We start from the raw sequence: 25,497 nt of genomic DNA on the forward strand, positions 1-25,497 counted from the left end.
CCGGCGACCGTCAGCGGGCGTGCCGGCGGGGGATCTCGGCGTCCGGGCTGGGGACGGGGCTCAGCGGGCGGTAGCGGGCCAGCCAGGCGGTCAACTCGTCGGCGGGCATCGGGCGGGCGTAGAACCAGCCCTGCGCGGCGTCGCAACCGGCCGCGTGCAGCAGCCGCCAGGTCCGTTCGTCCTCCACACCCTCGGCGACCACCCGCAGGCCGAGCGCGCCGGCCAGCTCGATCGTCGACTTGACGATCGCGGCGTCGTCGGCGTCCTCGGCCATCCCCAGCACGAACGACCGGTCCACCTTCACCTCGGACAGCGGCAGCCGGCGCAGGTGCTGCAACGACGAGTAGCCGGTGCCGAAGTCGTCCAGCGAGATGGCGACCCCCAGCTGGTGCAGCCGGGTGATGGTGGCCAGCACCCGTCGGGGGTCGGCCATCAGCGCCCCCTCGGTGATCTCCAGTTGCAGCCGTTCCGGGCTCACCCCGGCACCGGCGAGCCGGTCGGCGATCCGGTCGACGATCTCCCCGGTGTGCAGGTCCCGGACGCTGACGTTGAGCGCCGCCCGCAGGGTGATCCCGGCCGCCGACCACGTCGCGAGCTGCGCCACCACGTCGTCGATCACCCGGTAGGTGAGCAGGCGCATCACGGCGCTCTGCTCGGCGACCCGGATCAGCTCCTCCGGGTCGACCATCCCCCGGCGCGGGTGCCGCCAACGCAGCAACGCCTCCACCCCGACCACCTCGCCGGTGGCGATGGCGACCTGCGGTTGGTAGTACATGGTGATCTCACCGACCTCCGCCGGGCCCGCCGGGGGCGCGACGTCCTGCGCCGCCGGGGTCGGCACGGCCGGCCGGTGCTCCGGGACCCCACCGTGACGGCGGACCGGGTCGGCACCGGTGAGGATCCGGTTCAGCAACTCGTCGGGGTGCACCGGTGTGGGCCGCTGCCGTCGGCGCGGCAGCCACCACCGGCCCGGTTCGCCGACGCGGGGGGCCGGGCCGCCGGCGGGTCCGTCGACGGGGGCCAGCCGGGACGGCAGTGTCGCGCCGTCACCGCCGCGCACGGGCCGCCCACCCGTCGGCCCCGCCTCCAGTACGCGCCGCAGGTCGGCCAGGAGCGCCAACCGCTCGGCGGAGTTGTGGTCGGACTCGGCCGCGTACACGGCGACGGTGTCGTTGCGGTGCTTCGCGTCGTACATGGCGACGTCGGCGTGGCGCATCAGGGTGGCGTAGTCCTCGCCGTGGTCGGGGAAGAGCGCGATGCCGATCGAACCGCCGACGTCCAGTGGCAGCCCGTCCAGCGACACCGGTTCGGCCAGCGCGGCGACCACCCGGTCCGCCAACTCCCGGGCCTCGGCCACCCCGTCGAGCCCACCGGCCACGATCGCGAACTCGTCCCCGCCCAGCCGGGCCAGCAGGTCGCGCTCCCCGATCACCTCGGCGAGCCGGGCACCCACCTCGACCAGCAGCCGGTCACCGACCGCGTGGCCGAGCGCGTCGTTGACGTTCTTGAACCGGTCCAGGTCGATGAGCAGGAGCGCCACCTGTGCGCCGCGGTCCCCCCGGGCGACCCGCTCGGCGTGCCGGTGCACCTGCTCGGCCACCTCGGCGAGCAGCGCCTTGCGGTTGGGCAGGCCGGTGAGCGGGTCGAGGGCGGCGAGCTGGACCTGTTCGTCGGAGAGGTGCGCCATCCGGTAGACCGCGAACAGGGGCACCAGCACCAGCGGGATCAGCGCGGCGTTGGCCCGCGCCGCGGTCACCAGGACCGGGGCGAGCAGCAGCAGCGAACCGGTGGAGAGCAGTTCGAAGGGCAGCCCCTGCCGGGCGGCCGGCCACCACCGGCCACCGAAGCGCAGCCGCAACGCGGTGCTGACCAGCCCGTAGTTGACGACGAACCAGGTGACGGTCGCGCCCCCGGCGGTGAGGACGTCGGTCCAGCCCACCCGGTCGTCGTCGAACAGTCCGCCCGGTCCGAGCCGGAGCACCAGGTGGGCGGCGGTGAGCGCGCAGGCGTACTGGGCGGCGTTGAAGGTGGTCCGCCAGGGGGCGTGGCCCAGCCGCACGCCGGAGACGGCGACCGCGACGGCCTGCACCAGCACCGCCGGCCCGAGCCCCCAGCCGAGCAGGATGGCGAAGGTGAAACAGGTGGACGGGAAGACCGCCGAGGTCTGCCGGCGTCCCGAGGGGATGAAGGGTCGGGCGTCGCAGCCGACCGCGAGCACCGCCATCGTCCAGAACGCCACCGGGAGCTGGTCCAGCCGGCCGACGAGGTCGATCAACGGCCCGACGCAGGCCAGCACGGCCAGGCCGATCACCCCGACGACGAGGCCCAGGAACGGCCCCTCCCGCCCGCCCGGGAACGAGTTGCGGGGGTCGGCGGTCTCCATCGCACCTCCCGGGCACGCCCCATCAGGGTGTACGCCGGTCGCACACCTGCCACCATGAAACGCCCTGGGTGCCGGTGGACCCGTACGACAGCCACGAATCGGTCGTAGTCGTGACTAAGTTGGTATACGACCCCAAGATTCACCTATGGGCGGAGCAGGACGGGCGGACGGTCAGGTCAGCGGCCGGACGCTCAGCTCTCCTCGACCCGGGCCACCTCGCGGGCCGCCTCCGGGCCGGCGTCGAGCAGCACCCGGAAGCCGTCCTCGTCGAGCACCGGCACCTTCAACCCGGCCGCCTTGTCGGCCTTGGACCCGGGGTTGTCGCCGACCACCACGAAGCCGGTCTTCTTGGAGACCGAACCGGTGACCTTGCCGCCCCGGCTCTGGATCGCCTCGGCCGCCTGGTCCCGGCTGAACCCGGCGAGCGTGCCGGTCACCACCACGGTGATCCCCTCCAGCGGGCGCGGCCCCTCGTCGACCGCCTCCTCGGCCATCCGGACCCCGGCCTCGGCCCACTTGCGGACCACGTCGCGGTGCCAGTCGACGGCGAACCACTCCTTGATGCTGGCGGCGATGGTCGGACCGACCCCGTCGACCGAGGACAGTTCCTCCTCGGCAGCCGCCTCGATCGCCACCACCGAACGGAAGTGCCGGGCCAGGGCCTGCGCGGCGGTGGGCCCGACGTGCCGGATGGAGAGCGCCACCAGCACCCGCCACAGGTCGCGTTCCCGGGCCACGGCGAGGTTGTCGAGCAGCTTGGTCGCGTTGGTGCCGAGGCTGCCGTCCTTGTTGACGAAGAACGGCGACCGGGCGAGCTGCGCGGCGTCGAGGGCGAACAGGTCACCCTCGTCGCCGATGATCTCGGCGTCGAGCAGCGCGGCGGCGCCCTTGTAGCCGAGCACCTCGATGTCGAAGCCACCCCGCCCGGCGAGGTGGAAGACCCGTTCCCGCAGCTGCGCCGGGCAGCTGCGGGTGTTGGGGCAGCGGATGTCGACGTCGCTCTCCTTGGCCGGGGCGAGCGGCGTGTCACAGGACGGGCAGTGGGTGGGCATGACGAACGGGCGGGCGTCGGCGGGTCGCAGCTCGATGACCGGGCCGAGCACCTCGGGGATCACGTCGCCGGCCTTGCGCAGCACCACCGTGTCGCCGATCAGCACCCCCTTGCGTTCGACCTCGCGGGCGTTGTGCAGGGTGGCCTGGGCGACCGTCGAACCGGCCACGTGCACCGGCTCCAGCACCGCGTACGGGGTGATCCTGCCCGTCCGCCCGACGCCCACCTCGATGTCGAGCAGCGTGGTGTTGACCTCCTCCGGCGGATACTTGAAGGCGATCGCCCACCGGGGCGCCCGGCTGGTCGAGCCGAGCCGACCCTGGATGGGCACCGGGTCGACCTTGACGACCACCCCGTCGATCTCGTGCTCGACGTCGTGCCGGTGCTCGGCGTAGTGGGCGATGTATTCCGTCACGCCGGCCAGGTCGGGCACCACCCGCCAGCGGTCACTGGTCGGCAGCCCCCACGCCTTCAGCGCCGCGTACGACTCGGACTGGGTGGCCGGCCGGAAGCCGGTGCGGGCGCCGGTGCCGTGCACCACCAGCCGCAGCGGCCGGGACGCGGTGATCCGGGGATCCTTCTGGCGCAGGCTGCCGGCGGCGGCGTTGCGCGGGTTGGCGAACGGCGCCTTGCCCTGCTCGACCAGGCTGGCGTTGAGGTCGGCGAACCCGGCGACCGGGAAGTAGATCTCGCCCCGCACCTCCAGCAGCTCCGGCACGTCGGGGAACTCGTCGGACGGGGTGAGCCGGGCCGGCACGCTGCGGATGCTGCGCACGTTGGCGGTGACGTCCTCACCGGTGCGCCCGTCGCCCCGGGTGGCGGCGCGGACCAGCCGACCCTTCTCGTAGGTCAGGTTGATGGCCAGGCCGTCGACCTTCAGCTCGCACAGGTAGGGCACCGGGCCACCGGCGTCCCGCTCGACCCGCTCGGCCCAGGCGGCCAGCTCCTCGTCGGCGAAGGCGTTGTCCAGCGAGAGCATCCGCTCGGCGTGGGTGACCGGGGTGAAATCGGTGGAGAAGGTGCCGCCGACCCGCTGTGTCGGCGAGTCGGGGGTACGCAGTGCCGGGTACTCCGCCTCCAACGCCTCCAGCTCGCGCAACTGCCTGTCGAACTCGGCGTCGGTGATGGTCGGCGCGTCGAGGACGTAGTAGCGGTACTGGTGTTCGGTCAGCTCCTGACCCAACGTGGCGTGCCGCTCCCGGGCCTCGGGGGTGGGCTCACCGCCGGCCGCCGCCTCCTGGGCCGCGCTGACCTGCTGGGGAATCTCTTCTTCCGACACCCTGTCGCCTCCGGACACCGTGCGAACCTCCCCCGTGATCACGCTACTGGAGCACGGTAACCGGCCGGTGGGACATTCCCCCTGCCTGCCCCACCCCGCCCGACGGGCGACCGGCCCCGGGGCGTGCGACGATCGCCGCACGTCGGCGGCGCGGTGGCCGCCCGGAGGAAGGCGGGGTACCGATGCCGGAGTGGTTGCTGTGGGGGCTGCTGATCGTCCTGGCGGTCGCCGCCGGCTGGGCCTGGAACGAGTGGCGACGCCGGGGCGGACGACCGTCGAGCGGCGACGGGCGCACCCGACCGGAGCGGGGCACCCCGCCCCGGGACCGGGCCCGACCGACCGCGCCACCGCGTCCCCGCACCCCCACCGGCACGCCCCGCCCGGGTGACATCTGGTGGGCGGACGTGCCGTTCCACGACGGCACCGGCTCGAAGGTACGCCCCTGCCTGGTGGTAAGCGCCGACGACCGGGGTATCGAGGTCCTCAAGATCACCAGCCAGGACAAGAACGACCGGGACGACCACGTGTCGATCCCGACCCGGGACTGGGACCCGGACGCCGAACACGACAGCTGGCTGGATCTGGCCGAGCCGCTGCGTATCCCCGCCGACGCCTTCTCCCGCCGGGCCGGTAGCTGCGACCCGGCCCTGTGGCGGCGGGTGAAGCGACTGCACGGGCGACGCAGCCCGGCCTGAGCACCGCACCACCCCGGCGCTCCCGTCGTGGTGGCCGACACCGCGACGGCGCGGCATCCGGGCATCCGGCCGGTCGGGCATCCGGCCCGGCGGTCCGGCGGGCGGACATCCGGCCCGGCGGGTGGGCGGCATCCGGCCGGGCGGGCGGGTCAGTCCCAGGTCGCGCCGAGGGCGGCGAGCTGGTCGGCGTACTCGATGCGGGTGGACCAGGCGGGCGGCCAGCCGGACAGCCCGTGGGCCGCGCCGAGGAACGCGCCGGCCAACGCGGCGATCGAATCCGAGTCACCCGCGGTGGTCGCGCCCCGGCCGAGCGCGGCCACCGGGTCGTCGGGGTGCCACCGGACGCAGAGCAGCGCGGTGGCGAGCGCCTCCTCGGCGATCCAGCCCTCACCCGTGTACCGGCACGGGTCTCCCCCGTCGTCCGGTCGGCGCAGCGCGGCGTCGAGCCGCTCCAGCGCCGACCGGCACTCGTCCCAGCCGGTGGCGATGAACTCCGTCGGGGAGTCCGCCCCGCACCGCCGCCACAGGTCACCCAACCAGTCGTCACGGTAGGTGTGGCGCTGGTCGCGGGCCCGGTCGGTCAGCAGGCCGGGCAGCTCCGTCAGCGCCGCGCCGTCGCGCAGCACCCGCACCGCGTACGCGGTCAGCTCACTGGCGGCCAGGCCGGTGGGGTGGCCGTGGGTGAGGCCGGCCTGGAGCTGGGACAGCCCGGCGAGGGTGTCCAGGTCGACGTCGAGCAGGCCGACCGGGGTGACCCGCATGTTCGCGCCGCACCCCTTGGAGTCGACCACCGTCGCCTGCTGCCAGGGCAACCCCCGACCCAGCTCACCGCAGGCCCGCAGGCACGTCATCCCCGGTGCCCGGTTGTTCTCCGGGCTGGCGGCCCAGTCCAGGAAACGCCGACGCAGCAACGGTTCGACCGCCTCCGGGGTGTACCCGGGTGCGTCGTGCAGGGCCCACGCCACCGCGAGCGCCATCTGGGTGTCGTCGGTGACCAGCACCGGATCGCCGACCAGTTCCCGTGGCCCCGCCGGGCCGTACCGGCGATGGATCTCGGGCACGGACAGGAACTCGGTCGGCTTGCCGAGCGCATCGCCGTAGGCGAGCCCGAACAGCGAACCGGAGGCACGACGGAGCGAGGAGTCGATCACGACCCGATCATGCCCCGCCCAGGCCACCCCGGCACCCCGGACACCGCCGGCCGGGCAGCGCCACGGCGGCACCCGCCGCCGCCCGTCCGCCACCTGATCGGTCGAGGACGGGCCGGTAGACGGCAGCACCGTCCGGCGAAGGCCCGGCCGGCGGCGGCAGTGTCAGTCCCAGCAGAGGCAGAACGGGTGGCCGACCGGGTCGGCGTACACCCGGAAACCCTCCCCCTCCCCGGGCAGCCGCCGGGCGCCCAGGGCGAGCGCCGCCTTCTCGGCCACCTCGATGTCGTCGACCGTGACGTCGAGGTGGACCTGCTGCGGACGCGCCGGATCGGGCCGGGCCGGGGGAATCAGGTCGGTTGCCTGTTGGAAGGCGAGCCGGGGCTGCTGCCCGAGCGGACCACCCAGCACGACCCACTCGTTGCCGTCGGAGTCCGCCTCGACCAGGGGCAGACCGAGCAGCTCGGCGTAGAAACCGGCCAGGGCCCGCGGATCGGGGCAGTCGATGGCCACGGTACGCAGTTTTCCAATCATGACCGTCATCCTGCCCACCCGGTACGACGGAAAACCCTCACTCCTCGTGCAGCCGGCGGGCGGCGTCCCGGCAGGCGGTGAGCACCGCGCGGGCGTACTCCGGGCTGGCTCCGGCGAGCCCGCAGGCCGGGGTGACCACCACCTGCTCGGCGAGTTGGCGGCGCGGAAAGCCGAGGCGGTCCCAGAGTCCGCGTACCCGATCGGCGAGCTGGGCCGACGTCGGCGCGCGGCCGGCCGACGGCGGCTGCGTCGGCGCCACCCCGGCCAACAGGCCGAGACCGGCGTCGATCGCCTCGCCCACCGGGTCCAGGTCGGTGAGCAGGGCGAGGTCCAGCGCCACCCCGACCGCCCCGGCGGTGCGCAGCAGCTCCAACGGCACGTCCGGGGCGCAGCAGTGCACCACCGTCGGCACCCCGGCCGCCGTGATCACCTCGCTCAGCAGGGAACGGGCGACGGTGGTGTCGACCGGCCGGTAGGTGCCCAGACCGCTCTCGGTGCGGACCCGGCCGGCGAGCGCCGCCGGCAGCGACGGCTCGTCGAGTTGGAGCAGCACCGAGGCCCGGGGCAGCCGGCGGGCCACCGCCTCGACGTGCAGCCGCAGCCCCTCCGCCAGGGACGCGGTCAGCTCCCGCACCGCACCCGGGTCGCGCAGCAGCCGCCCGCCGATCGGCAACTCCACCGCCGTGGCCAGGGTGAACGGCCCCGCCGCCTGCACCTTCACCGGCCCGGCGTACGCCTCGGCCTGCTCGGCGAGCTGGTCGAGGTCACGTTCCAGCAGGTCCCGGGATCGGCGCAGGTCCCGACCGGGGCGGGGGGCGATCCGCCAACGGGCGGCGTACAGCTCCACCGGCAATTCCACGAGCAACCCGCCGGTACGCCCGATCAGGTCGGCGCCCGGCCCCCGGGCGGGCAACTCGGGCAGGTGCGGTAGGGCGGGCAGTTCACCGATGACGATCCGTTGCGCCTCGGCGATGTCGGTGCCGGGCAGCGAACCGATGCCGGTCGCCGCGCCCGCCGGCCAGGGCCAGAGCTGCTGTCGAGTCACCGCCGAAGGGTAACCGGCCCCCGCCGACCCACCCGGCCGACGGTCAGCTCAGCAGCACCCCACCCGACCGACGGTCAGCCCGACGGCACCCACCTGGCCGACGGTCAGCCCGACGGCACCCCGTCGTGGGCGGATCAGCCGGTGATGGTGGCGGAGCCGAGCACCACGTCACCGGCCGGATCCGGCCGGTACGCCACGACGGCCTGCCCGGCGGCCACCCCGCGCACGGGACGGCGCAGCTCGGCGACGAGCGTGTCGCCGTCCACGCTCACCGTGGCCGGTACGACGTCGCCGTGCGCCCGCAACTGCACCTCACACTCGATCGGCGCGGTCGGCCGCGCACCACCGGTCCAGACCGGACGGCTGGCGCGGACCACGGAAACCTCCAGCGCCTCGGCGGGCCCGACGGTGACCGTGTTGGTCTTGGGGGTGATGGAGAGCACGTAACGCGGCCGCCCGTCCGGGGCGGGACGGTCCAGGTGCAGGCCGCGCCGCTGGCCCACCGTGTAGGCGTACGCGCCGGTGTGGCTGCCGACCACCTCGCCGGTGGACGCGTCGACCACCTCGCCGGGCGCCTCGCCGAGCCGCCCGGCGAGGAAACCCCGGGTGTCGCCGTCGGCGATGAAGCAGATGTCGTGCGAGTCGGGCTTCTCGGCGACCGCCAGGTCACGCCGGGCCGCCTCGGCGCGGACCTCCGCCTTGGTGGCGTCACCGAGCGGGAACACCGACCGGTCGAGCTGCGCGCGGGTCAACACCGCCAGCACGTACGACTGGTCCTTGGCGAGGTCGACACTGCGGCGCAGCAGCCCGTCCGGGCCGAGCCGGGCATGGTGACCGGTGACCACCGCATCGAAGCCCAGCGCCACCGCCCGGTCCAGCACCGCCGAAAACTTGATCTTCTCGTTGCAGCGCAGACACGGATTCGGGGTACGCCCGGCCGCGTACTCCGCGACGAAGTCGTCCACCACATCGGCGTGGAACCGCTCGGCCATGTCCCACACGTAGAAGGGGATGCCGATAACGTCGGCGGCCCGCCGCGCGTCCCGGGAGTCCTCCAGCGTGCAACACCCCCGGGCCCCGGTCCGGAAGGTCTGCGGGTTACGGGACAACGCCAGGTGCACCCCGGTCACGTCGTGCCCGGCGTCCACCGCCCGCGCCGCCGCCACAGCGGAGTCCACCCCGCCCGACATCGCCGCCAGAACCCTCACCAGCCACACCCCTTCTCCCCCACCAACCCTACCCACCCACCCCACCCCGTCCCTGCCCCCGCCCCGTCCCTGCCCCCGCCCCGGCCCGCCCCGGTGATCAAGAGGTTTGCGTCATCCCGGCGCCCGTTCCTGACCTGAACCTCTTGATCACCGAACACCACCACCGCCCACGTACGACGGGGCGGGCTGGAAGGCCTGCATGGGCAGGTGGGGGTGGAGGCCGGCAGGGGGCCGGGCCGGCAGAGGCGGGTGATCAAGAGGTTTGCGTCAGAATCCGGCCGACGGGTGACGTAAACCTCTTGATCACCGGGGCGGGGCGGGAGCGGGCGGAGCGGGCGGGGCGGGAGCGGGGGTCAGCGGGGGGTGCGGAGGGCGGCGGCTCGGCGGGCGCGGTCGACGGCGGCGGGTAGGGCGGCGATGAGGGCGTCGACGTCGGCGGAGGTGCTGGTGTGGCCGAGGGTGAAGCGCAACGAGGAGCGGGCCCGGTCGTGGTCGGCGCCCATCGCCAGGAGTACGTGGCTGGGCTGGGCCACCCCCGCCGAACAGGCTGAGCCGGTGGAGCAGGCGATGCCCTGGGCGTCGAGCAGGAGCAGCAGGGCGTCCCCCTCGCAACCGGGGAAGGAGAAGTGCGCGTTGCCGGGCAGCCGGTCGACGGGGTCGCCGTTGAACACCACTTCGGGCACCGCCTCCCGGACCCGTCGGACCAGGTCGTCGCGGAGCGCGGCCACCCGGGCGGCGTACTCCTGCTGGCCCTTGACCGCCGTTTCGACGGCGACCGCGAAGGCGACGATGCCGGCGGTGTCCAGGGTGCCGGAGCGGACGTCGCGTTCCTGCCCGCCGCCGTGCAGCAGCGGGGTGGCGGCGACGTCCCGGGCGAGCAGCAGCGCGCCGACGCCGGTCGGGCCGCCGAGCTTGTGCCCGGTCACGGTGAGCGCGGCGACCCCGCTGGCCGCGAAGTCGACGGGGACCTGACCGACCGCCTGCACGGCGTCGGTGTGCAACGGCACCCCGTGTTCGGCGGCGACGGCGGCCAGTGCGGCCACCGGCTGCACGGTGCCGACCTCGTTGTTGGCCCACATGGCGGTCACCACGGCGACCCGCTCGGCGTGCTCGGCCAGCTCGGTGCGCAGCCGTTCCGGGTCGAGTTTGCCGGCGGCGTCCGTGGGCAGCCAGGCGACCTCGGCGGCTTCGTGGTCGGCGAGCCAGTCGACCGCGTCGAGTACGGCGTGGTGCTCGACCGCGCTGGAGACCACCCGGACCCGGTCGGGCCGGGCTGCCCGCCTGGCCCAGAAGATGCCCTTCACGGCGAGGTTGTCGCTCTCCGTGCCGCCGCCGGTGAAGATGACCTCGGAGGGGCGGGCGCCCAGCACCGCGGCCACCCGCTCGCGGGACTCCTCCACCCGACGCCGGGCACGCCGGCCCGTCGCGTGCAACGACGACGCGTTGCCGACCTCGCGGGCGGTGGCGACGTACGCCGCCAACGCCTCGTCGAGCATCGGGGTGGTCGCCGCGTGATCCAGGTATGCCATCACTGTTCAGCGTAACGGCCGGGGCACGGACCGTCGGATGCCGGATCGCCCGTACCGAAGCGTGGGTCGACCCGGCCCGGTCGGACCGGGACCGGTTCGGTCCCGGTCCGACCGGAAGCCGGGCCGACCCACCAGCGCATCACCGGCCGTCCGGACGGCGGCACGCGGGTACGCCGGCGCGGCAGGCCGTCCGGAGGGCGGCACGGCAGCGCCCCAGGCACAGCAGCGCCGCAGGTACGGCAGCACCCCAGGCCCGCACGGCAGCGCATCAGGCAGCGCAGCGCATCAGGCCGGTACGGCCGTGACGACGATGTTGTCCCGGTAGTGCCGGGTCTTCGGGTCGAACGGGCCACCGCAGGTGATCAACGTGAGGCGCGGCTTGCCGTCGCGGGCGAAGTACCGGTCCAGTGGGATCTTCGTCTTGGCGTACTCCTCGCGGGCGACGACCCGGTAGGCCCGCTGTTTCCCGTCCGCGCCGGTGGCGGTGAGGGTGTCGCCCCGGTCGAGTTCGCGGAGCCGGAAGAACGCCCCCTTGCCCTGCTCGGAGCTGTCGACGTGGCCGGCGATCACCACCGAGCCGGCGTCGGTCTCCAGCCCGGGGCCGTACCGGTACCAGCCGATCTGGTCCACGCTCGGCGGGACGTCGAACTCGTCGGTCCGGGTGTCGACGCCCACCGGGTTGACCGTGGCGGTGACGTCGATCGCCGGGATGCGCAGCTTCACCGGTGGCACGGTCCGCTCGTCGGTCGGCAGGCCCCCGGCGGTCACCGGCACCGAGGGGCCGCCGCCGGTGCCGGTCGTCGGACTCGGCGGGTTGCTGCTGGCCAGGGCCGCCGCCTCGTCGGTGCCGACGTCGTCGGCCGGTTGCGATCCGCAGGCCACGACGGTGGCGATGGTGAGCGCGGCGACGCCGGCGGCCATCGCCGCCAGCGCCCCGCGGTGTCGCACCGTCACCGGCGACCGGTCCGGGTGGTGGCCACCCGCGCCCCACCGCCGACCAGCAGCAGTACGCCGGCGCCCGCCAGCACGTACCACCAGGTGTCGACGCCGGTGCCGGCCTGCCCGCCGGTGCCGCTGGGCACCCCACCCGGGGCGGAGTGCAGACCGGTGATGGTCTGGGCGACCACGTCGAGGTTCTTGGCCTCGGCCGAGCCGATCGCGTAGACGATGGTGGCGGTGCCCTCCTTGAGGTTGAGGTCCGCCGGGCCGATCGCCACGGTGTCGGTGCCGGCCAGTACCACGTCGGCCTTGACCGTGCCCGCGTCGACGTCCGCCTTGGCCTCCTTCGGGTTGGTGAGGTCCTCGAAGACCGGCTTGCCACCGGCCCGGACGTCGACCGCCGGGGCGGCGGCGGTGTGCCGGACGATCAGTCGGGCCTTGCCGGCGGCCAGCTTGGCGGTGTCGTTGACGAAGGGGGTGATCTGCGGCTTGCCGTCCGCGCTGAGGTGCGCGGCGAGACTGATGTTGGCGCCGCCGGGCACCTTGGCGTCGTCGACCTTGAGGATCGCGCTGCCCACCGGCTCACCCGGCTTGGTCAGCGCGATGTCGTACTCGCCCTCGGGCAGGGTCAGCGGGCCGGCCACGTCACCGGGCTTGAAGTTGTCGAGGGTCTTCTCGCCGTTGACGTAGACGTCGACCGGGGTGTCCGGGATGCCGTGCACGACGGAGACCTTGGACGAGGCGGCGTACGCCGGGGTCGTGGTCGCGGCGCCGACGCCCGCGAAGGCCAGGGCGGCCACCGCGCCGCCTGCGGCGACCCGACGGAAGATAGCGAGCTGCATGTCTGCCTCCTGGTGATTGGTACTGGTTCGTCAGGTCTGGCTTGCAGAACGGGTTACGCCACCCGTCGCACCGCCGGATGCAGCCGGACACCACTTTCTTTTTCTTCGTCCGGGGTGCATCCGGGGCCACCCCCGGTGACGAAGAGCAGGTGAGACGAGTGGAGGCGAACACGGACCGGGAGAGTGGGGCGGAGGCTGTGGGCGTTACAGTCGGGCATGCCCCAGGGAAGGCGACCCGCCCGGTGACAGCGGTGGGAACAGCAGGCCAGGAACCCGAACCCCCACCCCCCGACGAGTTGGCCGCGCGCTTCCGGGCGGGCGACGAGAGCGCGCTGCGGGAGGCGTACGACCGGTACGGCCGGGCCGTGCACCACCTGGCCACCAGCACGCTGGCCAACCGCAGCGACGCGGAGGACGTGACCCAGGCGACGTTCGTCGCCGCCTGGTTGGGACGGGACACCTTCGACCCGGCCAAGGGTTCACTGATCGGTTGGCTGCTCGGCATCGGCCGGCGCAAGGTGATCGACCGGCTGCGCGCCTCGGCGCGGGAGATGCGGGTGGTGGAGACGGTCCGGCAGCTGCCCGAGCCGGTCGCCACCGGCGGGGACCCGGACACCGTGGTCGACCGGCTGGTGGTCGCCGACGAGTTGGCCCGGCTCCCGGACGACCAACGGCGGATGTTGGAGCTGGCCTTCTACGACGACCTGACCCACCAGCAGATCGCGACGGTGACCGGAGTGCCGTTGGGCACGGTCAAGAGCCACATCAGACGGGGCATGGCGAGCTTGAAACGCAGATGGGAGGTGGACGGTGCAGCACCTGGACCACGACCGGCTGGTCTTTCTGGCGCTCGGTGAGAGCGAGGCGGACCACGGTGAGACCGACCATCTCGGTGGCTGCGTGACCTGCCGGGGCGAGCTGGACACCCTCCGGCACGTCGCCGGGCTGGGCGCGCAGACCCAGGGCCTGCACGACCTGCCCGACCCGCCGGCCCACCTCTGGGCGGGCATCCTGGCCGAACTCGACGCCGTCGCGCAGGCGCCGTCGTCGGCGCAGGCACACCGTCAGGATCTCGGGCCCGACCCGACGGGGGTACGTCCCGTGCCGGCACAGCCGGCCACCGGTGACGACGTCGACCCGGCGTACCGGCAGCTGTCGGCGGTGACCGGCGACCGGCCGGGTTCCCGGCGGCGGCAGTCGTCCCCGGGTAGCGGGCGGGCCGCCGGACGACCGGCGGGCCGGTCCCGACGGTGGCCCCGCTGGGCGACCACGGTCGTCTCGGCGACCGCCGCCGCGGCGATCGCGGTGCTCGGCACCGTCGCCGTCCTCGGTGACCGGGACTCCACACCCCGGCAGGAGGTGCTGGCCAGCGCACCACTGGCCGCGTACGGCAGCACGCCGAAGGAGGCCAACGGTGACGCCCGGGTCTTCGCCGACGGCCGACTGCATCTGCACGTCGCGAATCTCCCGGACGTTGCGGGGTACTACGAGGTCTGGCTGATCAATCCGACGAGCATGGAGATGTTCTCGGTGGGTGTGCTGCGGGGTAGCTCGGGTGACGCGCTGCTGCCCCTGCCCCCGAATGTGGATCTCCAGGCGTACTCGGTGGTCGACGTCTCCGCCGAGCAGTACGACAACAAGCCCGCCCACTCCGGCGACAGCCTGCTGAGGGGCACCCTGACGGGCTGATCGGTGGGCCGGTTCAGCTCCCCGGCCCGCCGATCAGCTCCCCTCACCACGGCCGGAACCGGGGTCGTGCCCCCGTCTTCCGGGTCGTTGCGCATTCCGGCGCCGGCCGGGTCGCCGGGCAGCGCCGCCGCCCGCCCGGCACCACGCCGGACCCGGCACCACGCCGGACCCGGCACCACGCCGGACCGGTCACCACGACGGAGCCGCCGCCCGGGCGGACCGGACGGCGGCTCCAGTGCTGACCCGGTTCGGGTCACTTACGCTTGCGGATCTCCTCGGCGGCCTGCGGCACGATCTTGAACAGGTCGCCCACCACGCCGTAGTCGGCCAGCTCGAAGATCGGGGCCTCGCCGTCCTTGTTCACGGCGACGATCGTCTTCGAGGTCTGCATGCCGGCCCGGTGCTGGATCGCACCGGAGATGCCCAGCGCGACGTAGAGCTGCGGGGAGACGGTCTTGCCGGTCTGCCCGACCTGGAACTGGTGCGGGTAGTAACCGGAGTCGACCGCCGCGCGGGACGCCCCGACGGCACCGCCGAGCAGGTCGGCCAGCTCCTCGACCAGCTTGAAGTTGTCGGCGTTGCCGACGCCGCGACCGCCGGAGACGACGATGCCGGCCTCGGTCAGCTCGGGGCGGGAGCCCTTCTGCTCGGCGACCCGCTCGACGACCTTCGCCAGCTTGTCGGTGTCGGTGACCGCGACGGTGAGCTGCTCGACGGCCGGGGTGGCCGCCGCCGGCGTCGGGGTGACCGAGTTCGGCCGTACGGTGACCAGCGGCAGGCCCTTGGTGACCTTGGACTTGACGATGGTGGAGCCGGCGAAGGCGACCTGGGTGGCGGTGCCGTCGGCGTCGAGGCCGACCACGTCGGTCAGGATGCCGTTGTCCAGCTTGACGGCCAGCCGGGCGGCGATCTCCTTGCCCTCCTGGGCCGAGGCCAGCAGGACGGCGGCCGGCTGCACCCGGTTGACCAGTTCGGCCAGCACGGTCGCCTTGGGGGCGACCAGGTGACCGTCGATCTCCTCGCTCTCGGCGGCGTAGATCTTCTCCGCGCCGTACTCGCCGAGCTTGGCGCTCAGCGCGTCGGCGGCACCGGCGCCGCCGAGCACCACGGCGCTCGGGGTGCCCAGCCCGCGGGCGAGGGTCAGCATTTCCAGGGTGACCTTCTTGACGCCGAACTCCCTGGTGGCTTCGACGACGACGAGTACCTCAGCCATGTTCAGACCCCTCAGACGAACTTCTCGGTGGCGAGGAACTCGACCAGCTTGACGCCGCCCTCGCCCTCGTCGGTGATCTTGGCGCCGCCGGAACGCGGCGGACGCCTGGTGTGCTCGACGACGGCGCTGGTGGCGCCCTCGAAACCCACCTCGGTCGGGGCGACGCCCAGGTCGGCCAGGGACAGCGTCTTCACCGGCTTCTTCTTGGCGGCCATGATGCCCTTGAAGGAGGGGTAGCGCGGCTCGTTGATGGTGTCCCAGACGGAGACCACGGCCGGGGTCGAGGCGGTGACCACCTCGTAGCCCTCCTCGGTCTGCCGCTCGACGGTCAGCGTGCCGCCGTCGACGGTGAGCTTGCGGGCACCGGTCAGCGCGGCGACCCCCAACCGCTCGGCGAGCATGTGCGGCATGACCTGGACCCGGCCGTCGGTCGACTCGGCGCCGCAGATCACCAGGTCGGCGCCCAGCTGCCCGAGGGCGGCGGCGAGCACCTTCGAGGTGGCCACCGCGCAGGACCCGTGCAGGGCGTCGTCGAGGACGTGCACGGCGGCGTCGGGGCCCATGGAGAGCGCCTTGCGGATCGACTCGGTGGCCCGGTCGGGCCCCATGGTCAGGATGGTGACCTCGCCACCGTGCGCTTCCTTGATCTTCAGCGCCTCCTCGATGGCGTACTCGTCCATCTCGTTGATGACGTTGTTCGCCGAACCGCGGTCGACGGTGTTGTCGTCAGCACGCAGGTTGCGGTCCGCGCCCGAATCAGGCACCTGCTTGACGAGTACGACGATGTTCATCGCGATTCGACAACCCTCCTGTTGGTGGTGTGCGATCTGCTCGCCCGGTTAAGGGCGGAGCTTTGCGCGTCGTTGACACCCGGTCAACCGCGGGCTGCTGTGCAGTTGCCCACGAACGCAATGTTACCTGCCAGTAGGTTAACCCTCCGGGTCACCCGCGGTGACACAGCTCACCGCGACAGGCGCACCCCGACGCAGAGCCGGCAGCCCACCCCTCGACCTGACCACCCACCGAGAGTCGGGCCGCGACCTCGTCGGGGCGGTGGCGGACGTCGAAAGCGGTGAACCGCAGGAACCGGTCGGCACCAGCACGACCGGCCACCCCGGACCGGCGACCTCGGGGTCGATCAGGGCCGCCGAACCGGCCCCGGGTCAGCCCGGCGCGACCGGGCACACGCGACCCGATCAGGCCGGCTCGACGGGCCCGGCCAGGGCGGTCCTGATCCGCTCGATGGCGTCCGCCTCGGCCGGCGTCACCCCCCGGTGCGCACTGGCCACCTGCTCCGCCGCCGTCACCACCAGCTCGCGGTACGCCGACAGGTCGGCCGGCGACTTCTCCCGCAGGATGTCCACCGCACGCCCCAACGCCGGCAGCACCACCGACTCGATCTCCAGCGCCGAGTCCCGGGGCAGCCGGGGCAGCCCGCCCGCGGTCAGCGCCTCCTTCACCAGGCCACTGGCCCCGGCGAACGCCCCGGACGCGGCGAAGCTCTCCCGGATCATCGCGAACACGCCCGGATCGGCGTTCGACACCAGGAAGACCGCCCCGAAGGCACCCGTCTTGAGAACCTGCTGCTCGTCGTCCGTCAGTCGCTGCTCCATCATCACGGAGTGTAGACGTAGGGGGTGGTCGTGGTGACCGGTACGAAGCCGAGTCGCTCCAGGATCGGCCGGCTGTCCTCCGAGGCGTCCACCTGCAACAACGTCTTGCCCCGCTGGTCGGCCAGCCGGGCCCGGTAGGCCACCAGCGCCCGGTAGATGCCCCGACGCCGCCACTGTTCGAGCGTCGAACCGCCCCACAGGCTGGCGAAGCCGGTGCCGTTGAGGTAGCGCACCCAACCGGCGCTGACCACCGTCTCCCCCGCCTCGGCCACCACCACCGTGATCGACTGCGGGTCCGCCTCGATCTCCCGGGCCAGCCCGGTGACCAGGTGGGATCGGTCGCTGCGCCAGACCTCCTCCTCCATCGCGGCGATCCGCTCCAGGTCGACCAGACCGGTGACCTCGCGCAGCCGTACCCCCTCGGGGAGCACCGGCACGGCACCCGCCAGCGGCGCGACCGGCCCGATCAGCACGGTCTCCCGGTCCTCCGGCACGAAGCCGGCGGCGCGCAGCCGGTCCGGCAGGTCGGCGGGCTCGTCGTGGGTGTTGTGCTTCCACTCCACCGACTCGCCGCGCTGCCGGAACAGCTCGACCTGCCGGACGATCAGCGCATCCAGGTCATCCCCGACCAGCCCGTCCAGGGTGCGGTAGGTGAGGAAACCGCCATGGTCCAGACCCAGGATGCGCACCAGCGGGCCGTCGTGTTCGACGGTCACGCCGGCCGGGACCGGGTCGGGGATCTCCGGCCGGAGCTGCCGGTCGTAGGTGTCGCGCAGGGTGGAGGCATCAAGATCGGTCATCGCCCCAGGCTATGTCGACGGTAAAGCGGATAATCGGCGTCGTGTGGCAGGCGATCAGACGGTGGTTCGACCCGTCGGACCTCAACTCCGTGGGCAGCACCCCCGACTACCGCTTCTCGCTGGCCAACGAACGGACCTTCCTGGCCTGGCTGCGCACCGGGCTGGCGCTGATCGCGGGCGGGCTGGCCGCCGCCCAGTTCCTCCCACCGCTGCCACTGCGCCACCTGCGGGAGGCGATCGCCGTGGCGCTGCTGCTGCTCGGCGCGACCGTCGCCGTCCGCGCGGTGGACCACTGGTCCCGCACCGAACGGGCCATCCGGCTCGGCGAACGCCTGCCGGCCTCCCGCTTCCCGGCCGTCCTCGCCCTGACCGTGGCGGTAGGCGCGCTGCTGCTGGTGGTGGCGGTCCTGGCGCGCGGGGTGAGCGGGTGACCGGGGTGTCGGCGGGCGGGGACGGCACCCGCGATCCCGGCCTGCAACCGGAGCGCACTCGGCTGGCCTGGCGGCGCATGGGGCTGGCGTACACGGTGGTGACCGTGCTGGCGGTCCGGTTGGCGCTGACCGGCGACACCGCCGGTGCCCTGCTGGCCGGGGTCACCGTGGCGACCTGGTGGGCGACGCTGGTGGTGGGCTGGGGGCGGGCCACCGGTCGCCGGCAGGCCCGGATCGACACCCACGCCGTTCCGCTGATGGCCCTCGGCACGACCGGTCTGGCACTGCTGTGCGTGGCGCTGGTGCTGCGTGGGGTGTGGTGACGCGCACGGCTGCGCCATGATGGGGGCATGGCCCGGCTCTATGTGGTGTTGTTCCTGCTCCAGGTGGTGCTCGCCGCCGGTGCGCTGATCAGTTGCCTCTCCGCGGAGGACGAGGGGATCCGGGGGCTGCCCCGGTTCGCCTGGGTCCTGGTCATCCTGGTCTTCCCGTTGGTCGGCTCGATCGCCTGGTTCCTCGCCGGTCGACCCGCCCCCACGGGTGACCGGCGCGGCGGATGGCCGTCCGGCACCGGCTCCCGGCGACCCGTCGCGCCCGACGACGACCCCGAGTTCCTGAAGTCGATCGACGAACGCGCCAGCCGGGACGACAACGCCCTCTTCCAGCGCTGGGAGGAGGACCTCCGCCGCCGGGAGGACGACCTGCGCCGGCACGACGGGAAGCGCCCCCGCGACGGTGCGCCGCCACGGGAGGACACCCCGCCCGCCGACCACCCGCCGACCCGACAGGACGCCGCACCGCACGACGGCGAACGACCCCGCGAGGGCGACCGGCCCGAGATCTGACCCCGCCGGGGTCACCCGCACACACCGGGTGACCCCGAACGTCGCCGCCCCGGTCACAACCGACGGCGTAGGCCCCTGACCGCGAGCGGGGCGAAGACGGCGGCGATGACGACCGCCCAGAGCAGCGACTGGAGCACCGGCCCGGCGACCGGCCCGCCGACCAGCAGGCCGCGCAGTGCGTTCGCCAGGATGGTCACCGGGTTCACCTCGACCCAGTGCTGGAGCCAGGACGGCATCGTCTCGGTCGGCACGAAGGCGTTGCTGGTGAAGCTCAGCGGGAAGATCACCGTGAAGCCGAAGATCTGCACCTTGTCCGGCTCACTGACCAGCACCCCGACCAGCACCGACATCCAGGCGGCGGCCAGCGAGAAGACCAGCAGCAGCGCGAACGCGGCGAGCAGGCCGAGCAGGCCGTTGCCGAGCCGGAAGCCGAGGATCATCCCGACGCCGAGCAGCAGCGACAACGACCACGCCTGCTTGACCGTGTCGGCGACGATCCGGCCGGCGAGCGGGGACCACCGGGCCACCGGCAGCGACCGCAGCCGGTCGAAGACACCCTTGGTGAGGTCCTGGTTCAGCCCGAAGCCGGTGGTCATGGTGGCGAAGAAGGCGTTCTGCACGATGATGCCGGGCAGCGCGAAGGTGAGATATTCCCCCGGGCTGCCCGAGATCGCCCCACCGAAGACGTACGTGAAGAGCAACACGAACATCACCGGTTGGATGCTCAGGTCGAGCAGCTCCATCGGGTTGTGCTTGATCTGCACCAGGCTGCGCCAGGCCAACGTGCCGGTGTGCCGCAGGCCGGCGGCCGGGCTGAGCCGGCGGGCCGGTACGGGTCGGGCCGACGGGGCGGCGACGGTCACGGCGGTCATGCCGGGCTCCCTTCCAGGGCGTCAGCGGTGTCGGCCAGGTCGGCGGTGTCGGCGGTGTCCTCGGCGCGGTGGCCGGTGAGGGAGAGGAACACCTCGTCGAGGCTGGACCCGCGCAGGGCCAGCTCGGCGACCTGCACCTCGGCGTCGTCGAGCCGGCGCACCACGGCGGGCAGCGCGCCCGGACCGTTGACCGGCGCGCTGACCGTGGTCTGGGTGACCTCCGGGTCGACCCCGGTCACCTCGCCGACGACGGCGAGCACGGTGGCCAGGTCGGTGGCCTCGACCGGCCGGACCGTCAGCACCTGGCCGCCGGTCTTGGCCTTCAGCTCCTCCGGGGTGCCCTGGGCGATCACCCGACCGTGGTCGACCACGGCGATCTCGTCGGCCAACTGGTCGGCCTCCTCCAGGTACTGCGTGGTCAGCAGCACGGTCACCCCCTCGGCGACCAGACCCCGGACGATGTCCCACAGGTCGTTGCGGCTGCGCGGGTCGAGGCCGGTGGTCGGCTCGTCGAGGAAGAGCACCTGCGGCCGACCGACCAGGCTGGCCGCCAGGTCGAGCCGGCGGCGCATCCCGCCGGAGTAGGTCTTCGCGGCCCGGCCGGCGGCGTCGGTTAGCTGGAACCCGGCCAGCAGCTCCGCGGCCCGGTCCCGGGCGTCGCGCCGGGACAGGCCCAGCAGCCGGCCGATGAGCAGCAGGTTCTCGGTGCCGGTCAGGTTCTCGTCGACCGAGGCGTACTGGCCGGTGAGGCCGATCAGCTGGCGGACCTGGTGGGCGTCGCGGCGGACGTCGTACCCGCCGACGGTGGCGTGGCCCGCGTCGGCGGTGAGCAGGGTGGCGAGCACCCGTACCGCGGTGGTCTTACCGGCGCCGTTGGGGCCGAGCAACCCGAAGACCGTCCCGGTGGGCACCTCAAGGTCGACCCCGGCCAGGGCGGTGGTGGCGCCGAACCGGCGCACCAGACCCTCGGCGCGGATGGCGAATGTCATCAGAACTCCCGTCGTTATCGCTGGATCGTCCAACGATGGGCGAGGGGTCTGACGTTACGTGTGTCGCCGCTGACATTCCGCCGATTTATCCGCCCGGCAGAACACGACCGCCGCCGGGTCCGGCGGCGGCCGTGGGCCGGGTGGTCAGGCCAGGTTGGACGAGCGCGGGTACGCGTCGGCCGGGTCGGTGAGCACGTTGACCAGGTACGGCACCCCGGCGTCGAACGCCCGCCCCAGCGCCGGGCCGAGGTCGGCGGCCTTCGCCACCGTCTCCCCGGCCCCGCCGAGCGCCTCGACCACCTTGTCGTAGCGCAGTTCGGGCTGCAGGTCGGCCGCGACGTCGTAGCCGTACATGGCCCGCATCGGGTGCTTCTCCAGCCCCCAGATGCCGTTGTTGCCGACCACGATCACCACCGGCAGCCGCTGCCGGACCAGCGACTCGACGTCCATCAGCGAGAACCCGGCCGCGCCGTCGCCCATCAGCACGCAGACCTGCCGGTCGGGGTGGCTGACCCGGGCCCCCATCGCGTAGCCCATCCCGGTGCCCAGGCAGCCGTACGGGCCGGGGTCGAGCCAGGTGCCGGGCTGCGACGGCTCCAGGTAGCGCCCGGCGTACGAGACGAAGTCGCCGCCGTCGCCGATGGTGATCGCGTCCGGGGCGAGAGCCCGGCGCAGCTCGCCGTAGACCCGGGCCGGGCGGATCGGGTCGGTGTCGGCGGCCATCTCCCCGGCGTCGCGTGCCTTCGCCGCGTCCTCGGCGGTGCGCAGCCGGGCGATCCAGTCGGCGTGGTCGGCCCGGTCGCCGGTGTGGTCGGCGAAGGCGGACAGGATCAGCCGCAGGTCACCGGCGGGGCTGGCGGCGGGCTGGACGTGCCCGGCCCGCTGGGTGGGGGCGTCGACGACGTGCACCACCGCCGCGTCGCCGAAGTCGCCGAAGCTGAGCCGGAAGTCCAGCGGGGTGCCGACGACGACCACCACGTCCGCGTCGCCGAGGGCGACCCGGCGGGCCTTGGCGAAGGCGAGCGGGTGCTGCGGCGGGAGCGCACCGCGGCCCATGCCGTTGGTGAAGACCGGCACCTGCAACGCCTCGGCGGCCTCGCGGAGCGCGGCGACGGCGTCCCCGGCGTACACGTCGGAACCGGCGATGATCACCGGGCGGTCGGCGGCGGCGATCAACCGGGCCGCCTTCGTCACCTCGTCCGGGTCGGGTTCGACCGGGGCGACGGCGGTCGGGGCGGCCAGTTCGGTGTCGCCGACGGAGAAGATCGCCTCCAGCGGGAAGTCGAGGAAGACCGGGCCCCGGTGCGGGGTGAGCGCGGTGGTCAACGCGGCGGAGACCGCGCGGGGGATGTCGTCGGCGGTGAACACCGTCTCGGCGTGCTTGGTGACGGGGGCGACCAGCGGCAGGTGGTCCATCTCCTGGAGGCTGCCGGAACCCCAGCGGAACTGCGGGGCCCGGCCGCCCAGCACCAGCACCGGTGAGGCGTTGAAGAAGGCGCTGGTCAGGCCGGAGACGCCGTTGGTGACGCCGGGGCCGGCGGTGAGTACGGCGAGGCCGGGGCGGCGCTGAAGCTTGGCCACCGCCTCGGCGGCGAAGACGGCGGACTGCTCGTGCCGGACGTCGTAGATCGGGAAGCCGGTGGTGTGCGCGGCGTCGTAGAGCGGGAAGACGTGCCCGCCGGAGAGGGTGAACATCTCCCGTACGCCGTGCGCCCGCAGTGCCGCCAACGCCAGCGCTCCGCCGTGGCCCTCGACCCGTTCCGTCATCGCCGCTCCCTCGTCCGCTGACCGGAGTCACACGCTACTGGCCGGTAGGCGGGATGTGAACACCTCCCGGCACGGCGTCGGCGGCACCACCACCATCGCGCCGGGAGTCCGCCCCGGACCGGCAGGAGCGCGGCCCGGGGCGGGACGGGTCAGCGGCCGGTGAAGTCCGGCTTGCGCTTCTCGACGAACGCGGCCATCCCCTCGCGGCGGTCGTCGGTGGCGAAGAGCGCGGCGAAGAGCTGGCTCTCCCACGCCAGCCCGGAGGTCAGGTCCATGTCCAGGCCGGCGTCGACCGCCAGTTTCGCCGCCCGCAACGCCTGCACCGGCCCGGTCAGGTACGGCCGCACCAACGCGACGGCGGTGTCGTAGACCTCGGCGGCCGGGGCGACCCGGTCGGCCAGCCCGATCCGCAGCGCCTCCGCCGCGTCCACCATCCGGCCCGACATGATCAGATCCTTGGCGCGGGCCGGGCCGACCAGCCGGGCCAGCCGCTGGGTGCCGCCCGCACCGGGGATGACGCCGAGTTTGATCTCCGGCTGGCCGAGCTTGGCGTCCTCGGCCACCACCCGCCAGTCACAGGCCAGCGCCAGCTCACAGCCGCCACCGAGGGCGTACCCGGTGATCGCGGCGACCACCGGCTTGGGGATCCGGGCGAGTGCGCCGACGGCGCTGGACAGGTCGGCGGCCCGCTCCGCCATGTCCACGTAGGACATGTCGGCCATCTCCTTGATGTCGGCGCCGGCGGCGAAGACCTTCTCCCCGCCGTACACGATGACGGCGCGGACGGCCGGGTCGGCGGAGGCGGCCGTCGCGGCGGCCCGCAACTCCTCCTGGACCTGCTTGTTGAGCGCGTTCATCGGCGGCCGCTCCAGCCGGATGGTGCCGATGCCGTCCCTGGTCTCCAACCGCACGAACTCGCTCACGCCACCCCTACTTCCTCGTCGAAGTCGTGCCAACCTTACGACCCGGATCGTTGGGGTACGTAGTCTGGTGTTCGCCACCCGCGCCCGGGAGTCCCGCCATGATCACGTATTACGACGACCGGTCGGTGCAGGTCACCTCCACCGCCATCCGGGTCGACGGTCGCGCCTTTCCGCTGGCCGAGATCGGCCTGGTCTGGCACCGCCGGGGCGACCGCTCCTGGCGGGTACTCGCCGGACGGGGGGCGATCGGCGCCGCCCTGGCCGGCCCCCTGGTGGCTGCGGTGATCGGCATCGCGGTGGCGGTCTGGCTGCACCGCTCCCCCACCGTCACGCTCGCCATCGTCGGCGCGTCGGTGCTGGTCGGGCTGGCCGTCGGGCCGGTCGCCGACTTCCTCTTCGACCACCTGGACCGCTCCTACGACCAGGGCAGCCGACAGCGTGAGCTGTGGGTCCGCTGGCATGGACGGCCGGTGCTGCTGCTGCGCACCGGCGACGCGCTGCGCTTCGGCCGGATCTACCGGGCGGTGCAGCGGGCGATGGAGAACACCGCGCCACCGCCCCGGGCCGGCCACGACCCCGGGCCGCCGTTGCGCACGGAGCGCCACGGCGGGTCGACGGCCGGCACCGGGCGGCAGCACGCGACCGGCTCGCCCGGCGACGGCCCCGGGCCCCGCCGCAGGTCGTAGCCGTCCGCACCACCCGTCGCCCCGGGTACCGACCACCAGGTCACCGGGCCGGCGAAGCACCGGCCGACCGGCAGCCGGCCCCCAGGAGGGCCCGATCGACCGAACACGGCCCGGCACCGGCCGGCTGCGAACGGTTAGGGTTAGTGATGACCCTCTATTACCGGGACGACACGGTGCAGGTGACCTCCGAGTCGATCACGGCCGGCGGGCAGATCGTCCGGATCGCCGACGTGGCGTACGTCTGGCACGCCCGGGGGGCCACCACGATGGCCGTCCGGTCCCGCATCCTCGGACGCGGCGTACTGGTGCTGCTGCTCTCGCTGCCCCCCTTGGTCGCCCTGGTCTGCGTGGTCTCACTGCTCTGGTCGGCACAGGACCGCGGCGAATGGAAGCCGGCCCTGCTCGTGCTTGCCGCCTGCGCCGTCGGGGTGCTCGCCCTGCTGCCCTTCCTGGAGCTGCCGCTGGGCTGGCTGGACCGCTCCTACGAACGCGGCAACCGGGTCAACGAGCTGTGGGTGCAGCACCTCGGTCAGGAAGTGATGCTGCTGCGCACCCCCGACGCGCTACGGTTCGGACAGATCTACCGCGCCGTCCAACGCGCGGTCGAACAGCAGGGGGAACACCGATGAGCACCCGTCGCGGCGAGGCCGTCGCCCTGGCCGGTCTGCTCGCCCTGGCCGGCGTCACCCACTTCGCGAAGCCCCGCCCGTACGACCGGATCGTGCCCCGGGCACTGCCCGGACCCGCCCGCCGCTGGACGTACGCCAGTGGGGTGGTCGAGCTGCTGGTGGCGGCGGCGCTGGCGCACCCGGCCACCCGACGCCGGGGCGGTCTGGCCGCAGCGGCGCTGTTCACTGCGGTGTTCCCGGCCAACGTGCAGATGGCGGTGGACTGGCGACGGCAACCCCCGCTGCGCCGGGCGGTCGCCTACGGGCGGGTGCCCCTGCAGGCGCCGCTGATCTGGTGGGCGCTGCGGGTGGCCCGCGCCCGGCCGTGACCCCCGCTGCGCCGGCTGA

The 25,497-nt window shown here is 73.5% G+C and carries 25 protein-coding genes and 1 pseudogene; 9 read left to right on the forward strand and 17 right to left on the reverse strand.

The window, feature by feature from the left end; all coding sequences use genetic code 11:
- Positions 1 to 10: 10 nt before the first annotated feature.
- Together AB0B63_RS08245 and ligA are read right to left on the reverse strand one after the other, a co-directional pair.
- Positions 11 to 2,383, reverse strand: coding sequence for an EAL domain-containing protein (locus AB0B63_RS08245; RefSeq protein ID WP_357015769.1), 2,373 nt, complete (start codon positions 2,381 to 2,383; stop codon positions 11 to 13).
- 191 nt (positions 2,384 to 2,574) lie between these two features.
- Positions 2,575 to 4,713, reverse strand: coding sequence for an NAD-dependent DNA ligase LigA (gene ligA / locus AB0B63_RS08250; RefSeq protein ID WP_357015772.1), 2,139 nt, complete (start codon positions 4,711 to 4,713; stop codon positions 2,575 to 2,577).
- Positions 4,714 to 4,895: 182 nt separating this feature from the next.
- On the opposite strand from ligA, the gene AB0B63_RS08255 reads away from it, so the two are divergent.
- Positions 4,896 to 5,408 (forward strand): type II toxin-antitoxin system PemK/MazF family toxin, encoded by a 513-nt coding sequence (locus AB0B63_RS08255; RefSeq protein WP_357015776.1) that lies wholly within the window; start codon positions 4,896 to 4,898, stop codon positions 5,406 to 5,408.
- Positions 5,409 to 5,557: 149 nt separating this feature from the next.
- Here AB0B63_RS08255 and AB0B63_RS08260 read toward each other — a convergent pair whose 3' ends face one another.
- The 7 genes from AB0B63_RS08260 to AB0B63_RS08290 form a co-directional block, all read right to left on the reverse strand.
- On the reverse strand, positions 5,558 to 6,559 hold the full coding sequence (locus AB0B63_RS08260; protein WP_357015779.1) for an ADP-ribosylglycohydrolase family protein: 1,002 nt from the start codon (positions 6,557 to 6,559) through the stop codon (positions 5,558 to 5,560).
- 162 nt (positions 6,560 to 6,721) lie between these two features.
- Positions 6,722 to 7,090 (reverse strand): VOC family protein, encoded by a 369-nt coding sequence (locus tag AB0B63_RS08265; RefSeq protein WP_357015782.1) that lies wholly within the window; start codon positions 7,088 to 7,090, stop codon positions 6,722 to 6,724.
- Positions 7,091 to 7,127: 37 nt separating this feature from the next.
- A complete protein-coding gene (locus AB0B63_RS08270) occupies positions 7,128 to 8,135 on the reverse strand; it encodes a methionine synthase (protein ID WP_357015785.1) in 1,008 nt (335 codons plus the stop codon).
- A gap of 134 nt (positions 8,136 to 8,269) precedes the next feature.
- Complete coding sequence (gene mnmA, locus AB0B63_RS08275) at positions 8,270 to 9,343, reverse strand: tRNA 2-thiouridine(34) synthase MnmA (protein ID WP_208567311.1); 1,074 nt, start codon at positions 9,341 to 9,343, stop codon at positions 8,270 to 8,272.
- A 353-nt stretch (positions 9,344 to 9,696) separates the two neighbouring features.
- Positions 9,697 to 10,872 (reverse strand): cysteine desulfurase family protein, encoded by a 1,176-nt coding sequence (locus AB0B63_RS08280; RefSeq protein ID WP_208567312.1) that lies wholly within the window; start codon positions 10,870 to 10,872, stop codon positions 9,697 to 9,699.
- A 285-nt stretch (positions 10,873 to 11,157) separates the two neighbouring features.
- On the reverse strand, positions 11,158 to 11,826 hold the full coding sequence (locus AB0B63_RS08285; RefSeq protein ID WP_208567313.1) for a class F sortase: 669 nt from the start codon (positions 11,824 to 11,826) through the stop codon (positions 11,158 to 11,160).
- Complete coding sequence (locus tag AB0B63_RS08290; protein WP_208567314.1) at positions 11,823 to 12,653, reverse strand: DUF4397 domain-containing protein; 831 nt, start codon at positions 12,651 to 12,653, stop codon at positions 11,823 to 11,825. Before AB0B63_RS08290 ends, AB0B63_RS08285 begins: the two co-directional genes overlap by 4 nt.
- 251 nt (positions 12,654 to 12,904) lie before the next feature.
- On the opposite strand from AB0B63_RS08290, the gene AB0B63_RS08295 reads away from it, so the two are divergent.
- Both AB0B63_RS08295 and AB0B63_RS08300 read left to right on the forward strand, forming a co-directional pair.
- Positions 12,905 to 13,510 (forward strand): sigma-70 family RNA polymerase sigma factor, encoded by a 606-nt coding sequence (locus AB0B63_RS08295; RefSeq protein WP_208567315.1) that lies wholly within the window; start codon positions 12,905 to 12,907, stop codon positions 13,508 to 13,510.
- Complete coding sequence (locus AB0B63_RS08300) at positions 13,464 to 14,342, forward strand: anti-sigma factor (RefSeq protein WP_357015790.1); 879 nt, start codon at positions 13,464 to 13,466, stop codon at positions 14,340 to 14,342. Before AB0B63_RS08295 ends, AB0B63_RS08300 begins: the two co-directional genes overlap by 47 nt.
- Positions 14,343 to 14,595: 253 nt before the next feature.
- On the opposite strand, the gene AB0B63_RS08305 is transcribed toward AB0B63_RS08300, so the two are convergent.
- From AB0B63_RS08305 to AB0B63_RS08320, 4 genes are all read right to left on the reverse strand, one after another.
- Positions 14,596 to 15,555: an electron transfer flavoprotein subunit alpha/FixB family protein gene (locus tag AB0B63_RS08305; protein WP_208567317.1), complete on the reverse strand. Its 960-nt coding sequence runs from the start codon at positions 15,553 to 15,555 to the stop codon at positions 14,596 to 14,598.
- 11 nt (positions 15,556 to 15,566) lie between these two features.
- The gene (locus AB0B63_RS08310; protein WP_208567318.1) at positions 15,567 to 16,346 is read right to left on the reverse strand and encodes an electron transfer flavoprotein subunit beta/FixA family protein; all 780 of its coding nucleotides are present in this window, start codon (positions 16,344 to 16,346) and stop codon (positions 15,567 to 15,569) included.
- Positions 16,347 to 16,751: 405 nt separating this feature from the next.
- Positions 16,752 to 17,168: a hypothetical protein gene (locus AB0B63_RS08315; RefSeq protein WP_219468001.1), complete on the reverse strand. Its 417-nt coding sequence runs from the start codon at positions 17,166 to 17,168 to the stop codon at positions 16,752 to 16,754.
- A 2-nt stretch (positions 17,169 to 17,170) separates the two neighbouring features.
- Positions 17,171 to 17,968 carry a GNAT family N-acetyltransferase gene (locus tag AB0B63_RS08320; protein ID WP_357015796.1) on the reverse strand — a complete coding sequence of 266 codons (798 nt, stop codon included), beginning with the start codon at positions 17,966 to 17,968 and terminating at the stop codon, positions 17,171 to 17,173.
- Positions 17,969 to 18,009: 41 nt separating this feature from the next.
- On the opposite strand from AB0B63_RS08320, the gene AB0B63_RS08325 reads away from it, so the two are divergent.
- The 3 genes and pseudogenes from AB0B63_RS08325 to AB0B63_RS08335 form a co-directional block, all read left to right on the forward strand.
- Positions 18,010 to 18,399: a DUF202 domain-containing protein gene (locus AB0B63_RS08325; protein WP_357015799.1), complete on the forward strand. Its 390-nt coding sequence runs from the start codon at positions 18,010 to 18,012 to the stop codon at positions 18,397 to 18,399.
- Entirely contained in the window at positions 18,396 to 18,722 is a 327-nt protein-coding gene (locus AB0B63_RS08330; RefSeq protein ID WP_357015802.1) for a DUF202 domain-containing protein, read from the forward strand. Before AB0B63_RS08325 ends, AB0B63_RS08330 begins: the two co-directional genes overlap by 4 nt.
- A gap of 27 nt (positions 18,723 to 18,749) precedes the next feature.
- Positions 18,750 to 19,139, forward strand: a pseudogene (locus AB0B63_RS08335) (PLD nuclease N-terminal domain-containing protein); the annotation flags it as partial.
- Between the two features lie 158 nt (positions 19,140 to 19,297).
- Here AB0B63_RS08335 and AB0B63_RS08340 read toward each other — a convergent pair.
- The 4 genes from AB0B63_RS08340 to AB0B63_RS08355 form a co-directional block, all read right to left on the reverse strand.
- Complete coding sequence (locus AB0B63_RS08340; RefSeq protein WP_208567323.1) at positions 19,298 to 20,116, reverse strand: ABC transporter permease; 819 nt, start codon at positions 20,114 to 20,116, stop codon at positions 19,298 to 19,300.
- Positions 20,113 to 21,105, reverse strand: a complete 993-nt coding sequence (locus tag AB0B63_RS08345; protein WP_208567324.1) for an ATP-binding cassette domain-containing protein — start codon at positions 21,103 to 21,105, stop codon at positions 20,113 to 20,115. Before AB0B63_RS08345 ends, AB0B63_RS08340 begins: the two co-directional genes overlap by 4 nt.
- A 144-nt stretch (positions 21,106 to 21,249) precedes the next feature.
- Positions 21,250 to 22,872 carry an acetolactate synthase gene (locus tag AB0B63_RS08350; RefSeq protein ID WP_357015807.1) on the reverse strand — a complete coding sequence of 541 codons (1,623 nt, stop codon included), beginning with the start codon at positions 22,870 to 22,872 and terminating at the stop codon, positions 21,250 to 21,252.
- Between the two features lie 149 nt (positions 22,873 to 23,021).
- A complete protein-coding gene (locus AB0B63_RS08355; protein ID WP_208567326.1) occupies positions 23,022 to 23,795 on the reverse strand; it encodes an enoyl-CoA hydratase-related protein in 774 nt (257 codons plus the stop codon).
- A 98-nt stretch (positions 23,796 to 23,893) separates the two neighbouring features.
- On the opposite strand from AB0B63_RS08355, the gene AB0B63_RS08360 reads away from it, so the two are divergent.
- The 3 genes from AB0B63_RS08360 (at position 23,894) to AB0B63_RS08370 (ending at position 25,478) form a co-directional block, all read left to right on the forward strand.
- On the forward strand, positions 23,894 to 24,481 hold the full coding sequence (locus AB0B63_RS08360) for a DUF6232 family protein (protein ID WP_357015810.1): 588 nt from the start codon (positions 23,894 to 23,896) through the stop codon (positions 24,479 to 24,481).
- A gap of 146 nt (positions 24,482 to 24,627) precedes the next feature.
- Entirely contained in the window at positions 24,628 to 25,110 is a 483-nt protein-coding gene (locus AB0B63_RS08365; protein WP_208567328.1) for a DUF6232 family protein, read from the forward strand.
- On the forward strand, positions 25,107 to 25,478 hold the full coding sequence (locus AB0B63_RS08370) for a hypothetical protein (protein WP_208567329.1): 372 nt from the start codon (positions 25,107 to 25,109) through the stop codon (positions 25,476 to 25,478). The genes AB0B63_RS08365 and AB0B63_RS08370 overlap by 4 nt, the downstream gene beginning before the upstream one ends.
- Positions 25,479 to 25,497 lie beyond the last annotated feature (19 nt).

This window comes from Micromonospora sp. NPDC049081 (genome assembly GCF_040648835.1).
Classification (GTDB): Bacteria; Actinomycetota; Actinomycetes; order Mycobacteriales; family Micromonosporaceae; genus Micromonospora; species Micromonospora antibiotica.

Bases quoted from the DNA above. Each gene is read 5' to 3' on its own strand.
- AB0B63_RS08245 (WP_357015769.1), bottom strand. From the start codon at position 2,383: ATGGAGACCGCCGACCCCCGCAACTCGTTCCCGGGCGGGCGGGAGGGG.
- AB0B63_RS08255 (WP_357015776.1), top strand. From the start codon at position 4,896: ATGCCGGAGTGGTTGCTGTGGGGGCTGCTGATCGTCCTGGCGGTCGCC.
- AB0B63_RS08265 (WP_357015782.1), bottom strand. From the start codon at position 7,090: ATGATTGGAAAACTGCGTACCGTGGCCATCGACTGCCCCGATCCGCGG.
- AB0B63_RS08280 (WP_208567312.1), bottom strand. From the start codon at position 10,872: ATGGCATACCTGGATCACGCGGCGACCACCCCGATGCTCGACGAGGCG.
- AB0B63_RS08290 (WP_208567314.1), bottom strand. From the start codon at position 12,653: ATGCAGCTCGCTATCTTCCGTCGGGTCGCCGCAGGCGGCGCGGTGGCC.
- AB0B63_RS08305 (WP_208567317.1), bottom strand. From the start codon at position 15,555: ATGGCTGAGGTACTCGTCGTCGTCGAAGCCACCAGGGAGTTCGGCGTC.
- AB0B63_RS08310 (WP_208567318.1), bottom strand. From the start codon at position 16,346: ATGAACATCGTCGTACTCGTCAAGCAGGTGCCTGATTCGGGCGCGGAC.
- AB0B63_RS08315 (WP_219468001.1), bottom strand. From the start codon at position 17,168: ATGGAGCAGCGACTGACGGACGACGAGCAGCAGGTTCTCAAGACGGGT.
- AB0B63_RS08320 (WP_357015796.1), bottom strand. From the start codon at position 17,968: ATGACCGATCTTGATGCCTCCACCCTGCGCGACACCTACGACCGGCAG.
- AB0B63_RS08340 (WP_208567323.1), bottom strand. From the start codon at position 20,116: ATGACCGCCGTGACCGTCGCCGCCCCGTCGGCCCGACCCGTACCGGCC.
- AB0B63_RS08345 (WP_208567324.1), bottom strand. From the start codon at position 21,105: ATGACATTCGCCATCCGCGCCGAGGGTCTGGTGCGCCGGTTCGGCGCC.
- AB0B63_RS08350 (WP_357015807.1), bottom strand. From the start codon at position 22,872: ATGACGGAACGGGTCGAGGGCCACGGCGGAGCGCTGGCGTTGGCGGCA.
- AB0B63_RS08360 (WP_357015810.1), top strand. From the start codon at position 23,894: ATGATCACGTATTACGACGACCGGTCGGTGCAGGTCACCTCCACCGCC.
- AB0B63_RS08365 (WP_208567328.1), top strand. From the start codon at position 24,628: ATGACCCTCTATTACCGGGACGACACGGTGCAGGTGACCTCCGAGTCG.
- AB0B63_RS08370 (WP_208567329.1), top strand. From the start codon at position 25,107: ATGAGCACCCGTCGCGGCGAGGCCGTCGCCCTGGCCGGTCTGCTCGCC.